At 69.2% G+C, this 5,589-nt stretch carries 12 protein-coding genes; all 12 read left to right on the top strand.

Annotated elements, in window-relative coordinates; genetic code table 11:
• On the top strand, positions 1-232 hold a 232-nt coding region (locus EFK50_RS22285; protein ID WP_183407884.1), incomplete at its 5' end, for a hypothetical protein.
• Complete coding sequence (locus tag EFK50_RS16595) at positions 229-543, top strand: hypothetical protein (RefSeq protein WP_123228721.1); 315 nt, start codon at positions 229-231, stop codon at positions 541-543. The genes EFK50_RS22285 and EFK50_RS16595, both read left to right, overlap by 4 nt.
• On the top strand, positions 540-1,100 hold the full coding sequence (locus EFK50_RS16590; RefSeq protein WP_123228720.1) for an HD domain-containing protein: 561 nt from the start codon (positions 540-542) through the stop codon (positions 1,098-1,100). The genes EFK50_RS16595 and EFK50_RS16590 overlap by 4 nt, the downstream gene beginning before the upstream one ends.
• Positions 1,097-1,591 (top strand): hypothetical protein, encoded by a 495-nt coding sequence (locus EFK50_RS16585; RefSeq protein ID WP_221177453.1) that lies wholly within the window; start codon positions 1,097-1,099, stop codon positions 1,589-1,591. Before EFK50_RS16590 ends, EFK50_RS16585 begins: the two co-directional genes overlap by 4 nt.
• Positions 1,588-1,830 carry a hypothetical protein gene (locus tag EFK50_RS16580; protein WP_123228719.1) on the top strand — a complete coding sequence of 81 codons (243 nt, stop codon included), beginning with the start codon at positions 1,588-1,590 and terminating at the stop codon, positions 1,828-1,830. The genes EFK50_RS16585 and EFK50_RS16580 overlap by 4 nt, the downstream gene beginning before the upstream one ends.
• Positions 1,827-1,988, top strand: coding sequence for a hypothetical protein (locus EFK50_RS22280; protein ID WP_183407883.1), 162 nt, complete (start codon positions 1,827-1,829; stop codon positions 1,986-1,988). Before EFK50_RS16580 ends, EFK50_RS22280 begins: the two co-directional genes overlap by 4 nt.
• Positions 1,985-2,389 carry a hypothetical protein gene (locus EFK50_RS16575; RefSeq protein WP_123228718.1) on the top strand — a complete coding sequence of 135 codons (405 nt, stop codon included), beginning with the start codon at positions 1,985-1,987 and terminating at the stop codon, positions 2,387-2,389. The genes EFK50_RS22280 and EFK50_RS16575 overlap by 4 nt, the downstream gene beginning before the upstream one ends.
• On the top strand, positions 2,386-2,928 hold the full coding sequence (locus EFK50_RS16570; protein ID WP_123228717.1) for a DUF1643 domain-containing protein: 543 nt from the start codon (positions 2,386-2,388) through the stop codon (positions 2,926-2,928). The genes EFK50_RS16575 and EFK50_RS16570 overlap by 4 nt, the downstream gene beginning before the upstream one ends.
• Entirely contained in the window at positions 2,925-3,071 is a 147-nt protein-coding gene (locus EFK50_RS22275; protein ID WP_183407882.1) for a hypothetical protein, read from the top strand. Before EFK50_RS16570 ends, EFK50_RS22275 begins: the two co-directional genes overlap by 4 nt.
• Complete coding sequence (locus EFK50_RS16565; protein WP_123228716.1) at positions 3,068-3,340, top strand: hypothetical protein; 273 nt, start codon at positions 3,068-3,070, stop codon at positions 3,338-3,340. Before EFK50_RS22275 ends, EFK50_RS16565 begins: the two co-directional genes overlap by 4 nt.
• The gene (locus EFK50_RS16560; RefSeq protein ID WP_123228715.1) at positions 3,337-5,067 is read left to right on the top strand and encodes an ATP-binding protein; all 1,731 of its coding nucleotides are present in this window, start codon (positions 3,337-3,339) and stop codon (positions 5,065-5,067) included. The genes EFK50_RS16565 and EFK50_RS16560 overlap by 4 nt, the downstream gene beginning before the upstream one ends.
• The coding region (locus EFK50_RS16555) for a hypothetical protein (RefSeq protein WP_148046208.1) at positions 5,067-5,589 on the top strand (523 nt) is incomplete at its 3' end. The genes EFK50_RS16560 and EFK50_RS16555, both read left to right, overlap by 1 nt.

The following is a 5,589-nucleotide window of genomic DNA, read 5'->3' as shown; positions in this document are numbered from 1 at the left end:
CGCCGGGGCCGCCGGGGCCGCCGTGGACGCCGTGGCCGCCGGGGAGGACTTCTCCTACGGCTCCGCCGGATACTGGAAGGTCCGCGACGCTGCACGCGACGCGGTCACGAAGTATCTCGCGGAGAACCCGCCCGCGATCGGCCAGCAGGTCGCCGAGCTCGCTTCCACCCAGTCCGGGTTCGCCCTGACGCTGCTCGACAAGCTCATCGACGCCGAGCCGGTGTCCGCATGAAACCGACCGACACGAAACCGACCTCGGTCTCGTGGTGGACCCGAGGAGCGGAGTCCCCGTACGACGGACCGACACCGTCGTCGCTGCGGACCGCGGTCTCCGAGCACCCGCACTGGGCCGAGGCCCGCATGCCCGGCCGGGCCGTGCGGCGGCAGATCGCCCGCCGCGGCGGTGACCTCCGCCCGCGCCCGGTCCGCAAGTACAGGCGTCGTACCGGTCCGATCGGTCGGTACTTCAACTCCGGCACCCACCTGCCCCTGGTCCCGTCGTTCGTGCAGCAGTTCATCGGCCGGACGGGCGGCGACCGATGAGCGCCCCGGCCCCCGAGGACCTGGACTGGGTCCGTGGCGGGTGGATGCAGACCTACACCGGCGCCCAGTTCTGGCCCCTGTCCCCCCGGGCCGAGGACCTGAACGTCGCCGACATCGCGCACTCTCTGTCCCTGCAGTGTCGGTACAACGGGCACGTCGACCGGTTCTACTCGGTCGCCGAGCACTGCGTCCTGGTCTCCCAGGCGGTCCCGCCCGAAGATGCGCTCTGGGGGCTACTCCACGACGCCGCAGAGGCATATGTCGGGGACATGATCCGTCCCTTGAAGCGGTCCATGCCGGACTTCGTCCACGCGGAGAACCAGATCCTCCGGGTCATCGCGGGAGAGTTCGACCTGCCGCCCGAGATCCCCGAGTCGGTCCACGAAGCCGACGCCCGGATCCTGCTGACCGAACGCACCGAGCTCCTATCCGGGACACGACACCAGTGGGACCTTGACCTCGAAGCCTTGGAGCCTCTCCCCGTCCAGGTCCTCGGCCACGACCCAGTCACCGCCGAGATCCTCTGGCTCCATCGCCTCGACGAGCTGATCGCGTGAGCGGCCTGATCCTCGGGATCGACCCGGGCAACATCGACTCCGCGTTCACCCTGATCGAAGCCGAAACCTGCAAGCCCGTCGAGCTCGGGAAGGTCCGCAACGAAGACCTCATCGACTGGCTCACCGTCTTCGCCCACAAGGCCGACTACGTCGGGATCGAGATGGTCGCGTCCTACGGCATGCCCGTCGGCAAGGAGGTCTTCGACACCTGCGTAGCGGTCGGCAAGTTCTCCCAGCTGATCGCGATCTACGCACCAACGGTCTCGGTCACCCTGATCTACCGGCTCGCGGTCAAGCTTCACCACTGCCACGACTCGAAGGCCAAGGATCCCAACATCACCCGGGCCCTCGTCGACCGCTTCACCCCCGGCTCCCCGAACTACGGGAAGGGCACCAAGGCCGACCCGGGCTGGTTCTACGGGTTCCACAAGGACGTCTGGGCGGCGTACGCCGTGACCGTGCTCCTCGCCGACCAGGTGGCCGGCCGATGACCACCCGGTTCTTCTGCGACATCTGCACTCGCGAGGTCGAGATCCCGGAGAAGCAGCCCGAGTTCCGCACCGACGTCGTGCTGAAGAACCCACCCGAGGACCACACCGCGTCCCGGCAGGTCGGCATCAGGATCCTCCGCGCGATCGACGGCGCCTGGAACGCCGGACACATCTGCAACCGGTGCCTGCGCAAGGCGCTCACCCAGGTCATCGACCAGCTGAAGGGACAGACCCGATGAGAGAGCACGCAATCGCCGCCGACGTCGAGGCCAAGCCGTGCCCCGAATGCGTCGGCGGGAAGCACCTGAACTGCACCGGCGTCGTGCCCGCCGGTGACGACTACGACCACCTGACCGACTGCGCCTGCGCGGTCGCCGGACACCAGGAGACCCCGTGAGCACCAACCCCCCGCGCCCCGGCCCGAGTCCCGCTCCTCAGCCCGAGCGCGTCTTCCGGCTCCATGTCGCCGACGCCACCTCCTCGAACTGCAGCGGATCCAGGACGACCTTCTACACCAACCTCGTCGACCTCCGCAGTGCCGTCCTACGGGCACACCTCGACATCCTCGAGCACGAGCGGACCTCCCGGAACGCCGACGATGGCGGCGAGCGTGACCTCCAGTCCCGGGCCGCCGGCCGGTGGCGGCGACTCTTCCGCCTTGACCGCGGCGAGGACCCAGCCGCCTCCTACCCCCGGGTCACCAAGATCCTCGTCGTCCAGCAGTTCCACGACGGGGCATGGCACGACCTGACCCCGGTCTTCACCGAACCGAACGTGCACCTGGACGGTGTCCGATGACCGACGCCGCCCTGTTCGAGACCGACCCGGTCGAGGGACCGGCCGGGACGGAGTACCGGTCGACCGCGGTCCTCTCCGCTGACGGCCTGTACCGGTACGAGCTCACCCGGGAGTGGGGACGCCCGTCCGGGTTCCTGACCTGGATCATGCTCAACCCCTCGACCGCGGACGCCCAGGCCGACGACCCGACGATCCGGCGGTGCATCGGGTTCGCGAAGTCGTTCGGGCACACCGGGATCCGGGTCCTGAACCTCTACGCCCTCCGGGCGACCAACCCCGCCGACCTCTGGACCGCACCGGACCCCGTCGGCCCCGAGAACGACCAGGTCCTCGCCGACGAGCTGATGCGCGCGACCCGCGACCAGAGCGTCGTCGTCGCGGCGTGGGGTGCGAACGCCAGACAGACCCGCGTCGACCAGTTCCTCAGCTTCCCCCGGGCGGCGTCCACCCTCCGGTCCCTCGGGATCACGAAGGACGGGCAACCCCGGCACCCGCTGTACCTCCCGAAGACCGCACCCCTGACTAGGTGGCCCGCATGAACAACCGACCCAACCTCCCGAACGGGTTCGACGCCCTGACCTGGCTCGTGATCGCCGTCGCCGTGATCTTCATCGTCACCCCGCTGGTCCTCACCGCCGTCGACCCCAACCCCGCCTACCGACTGGAGGTGACGACCCCGTGATCCCGCTGCACGTCACCGCGAACCTCGACATCGACCCCTGGCGTGACCTCGAGGACATCGGTCTACCCCTCAACATCGACGGACAGACCGCCAAGATCGAACGCATCGGGGTCCTGCCCAACGCCACCCACAATGGCCGCGCCTGCGTCGAGCTTCTCCTCCGCCTCCCCGACGGCCGGCTCCTGATCGCTGAGACCACGATGCGGCTGTTCAACGCTGCCGCCGCCGCGATCGCAGCGACCCCGGTCGCGCAGCTGGAGGAGCTGTGAGCGCCCCGAAGGACGTCCTGCGGATCGCCCCCGACCTGGGGTTGCCGATCGAGGCCGTGACGGAGACGTTCGCGATCCTCGCGAAGCGCGGCAAGGGGAAGACGAACACCGCGGTCGTGATGGCCGAGGAGATGATCGCCGCCGGGATGCCCGTCGTGGTGATCGACCCGATCGGGGTCTGGTGGGGCATCCGGTCCGACGCGGCCGGGACCGGTGACGGGCTCCCGTTCGTGATCTTCGGCGGCGACCACGCCGACGTCCCCCTCCAGGAGACCGCCGGCGAGCTCGTGGCCGACGTCATCATCGACCAGCGGATCCCCGCCGTTCTCGACCTGTCCTCGTTCAGCAAGTCCGCGTCGCGCCGGTTCATGGCCCCGTTCATCGAACGGCTCTACCACCGCAACCGCGACGCCCTCCACGTCATCGTCGACGAAGCCGACGCCTTCGCACCCCAACGCGCCCAGGCCGACGGCCTCCGCCTCCTCGGTGCGATGGAGGACCTCGTACGCCGTGGCCGAGCCCGCGGGATCGGCGTCACCCTCATCACCCAGCGCCCCGCCGTGCTCCACAAGGACGTCCTTACCCAGGCCGAAGTCCTGATCGCCCTCGGGATGACCGGACCCCGCGACGTTGCCGCGATCGACGAATGGGTCAAGCTCCACGCCGACGAAGACCAGGCCAAGGCCGTCAAGGCATCCCTGCCGTCCCTGCCCGTCGGCACAGCATGGGTCTGGTCCCCCGGCTGGTTGAACATCCTCGAGAAGGTCCAGATCCGGGCCCGCCACACCTTCGACTCCTCCGCGACCCCCAAACCCGGCCAGAAGCGGATCGTCCCGCAGCGGATGTCCCCGATCGACATCGCCGCCCTGGGCGAACAGATCGAATCCACCGTCGAGAAGGCCAAGGCCGACAACCCCAAGACCCTGCGCGCCGAGGTCCGCCGACTGACCGAGGCACTGGAGATCGCCCGGGCGCTCACCCCTGAACCAGTCGTCAACACGGTCAACATCCCGGTCCTCCCGACCTCCATCGTCGAGGACCTGACCGAGGTCCTCGCACCCCTGTCCAAGCAGCTGAACCGGATCACCGACGCACTCGCGATCCTGAACGCCCAGCCGGCCGGACACCACGCACCACCCGCACTGGGCCGAGCCGCGTCTCCCCGACCGGGCAACACCGTGAGCAGAACACCCAACGCCGGAAGCGACGCCCTCGCAGCGAAGCCCGCTGCTCCCCGACCCCGGCCCCACCCGACCGACGACACCAAGGCGCTGTCCAAGGCCGAACGATCGATCCTGACCGTCGTCGCCCAAGCCGGCCCACTGACGAAGGTCAAGGTCGCCATCCGGGCCGGATACTCCGCCGGCGGCGGCGGATTCCGCAACGCCCTCGGAAGCCTCCGCACCAGCGGCTACATCGAGAAGGGCGACCTCATCGAAGCCACCAAAGCCGGACTCGCCGCCCTCGGCCCCGTCGACCCGCTCCCCACCGGCCCCGCACTCGTCGAGCACCACTCCCGGAACCTCCCCAAGGCCGCCAAGGAGATCCTCGCCGTCCTCGTCGACGCCTGGCCCGGCGAACTCACCACCGACGAGATCGCCGCCCGCACCACGAGCAGCTACGAACCGACCGGCGGCGGATTCCGCAACGCCATGGGCCGCCTCCGCAGTCTCGACCTGATCACCACCACCAGCGGCTACTCCGTCGTCGCAGAGGAGCTCGTCTGATGTCCACCACCCACGAAGCCACCACACCCGGCCCCGAGCCGACCAAGGACGAGCTCCAGAACCTGTTCCCCGGGGCCATCATCCCCCCGACCCGCCAGACCAAGCACCGTGAGCTCCTGGAACAGATCAACGCCCACCACAACGGTGGAGCCCAGGTCGCCCACGACCACGCCACCCGGGTGCCGGGTTGCTTCCGATGCGACCTGAGCGCGGACGAAGTCACGTACGCCGACGTACTCGCCGCCGATGCCATGGACCGCGCCGCCCCGTCCAGCACGACACCAGCAGCGCTGACGGAGGCAGAGCGCATTGAACTCGCGGTCATCCTCGGCGGCTGCACCTTCACCGAGAACGTCAACGACTACTCGATGTGTCGGTGCGGCCTTCCCGCCCTGGGTCACGACGAGGCGGTCGCTCAGATCGTGGTCCGCGACCACCCCGAGATGCTCGCCTTCCTTGAGCGCATCCTCGCTGCTCGTGCCCTGGTGTCGGAGCCTGACGGACTGGCCGAGCGGGTCGAGG

Origin of the sequence: Nocardioides marmoriginsengisoli (genome assembly GCF_003725695.1) — a bacterium.
GTDB lineage: Bacteria > Actinomycetota > Actinomycetes > Propionibacteriales > Nocardioidaceae > Marmoricola > Marmoricola marmoriginsengisoli.
This window is presented reverse-complemented; position numbering and strand designations above follow the sequence as displayed.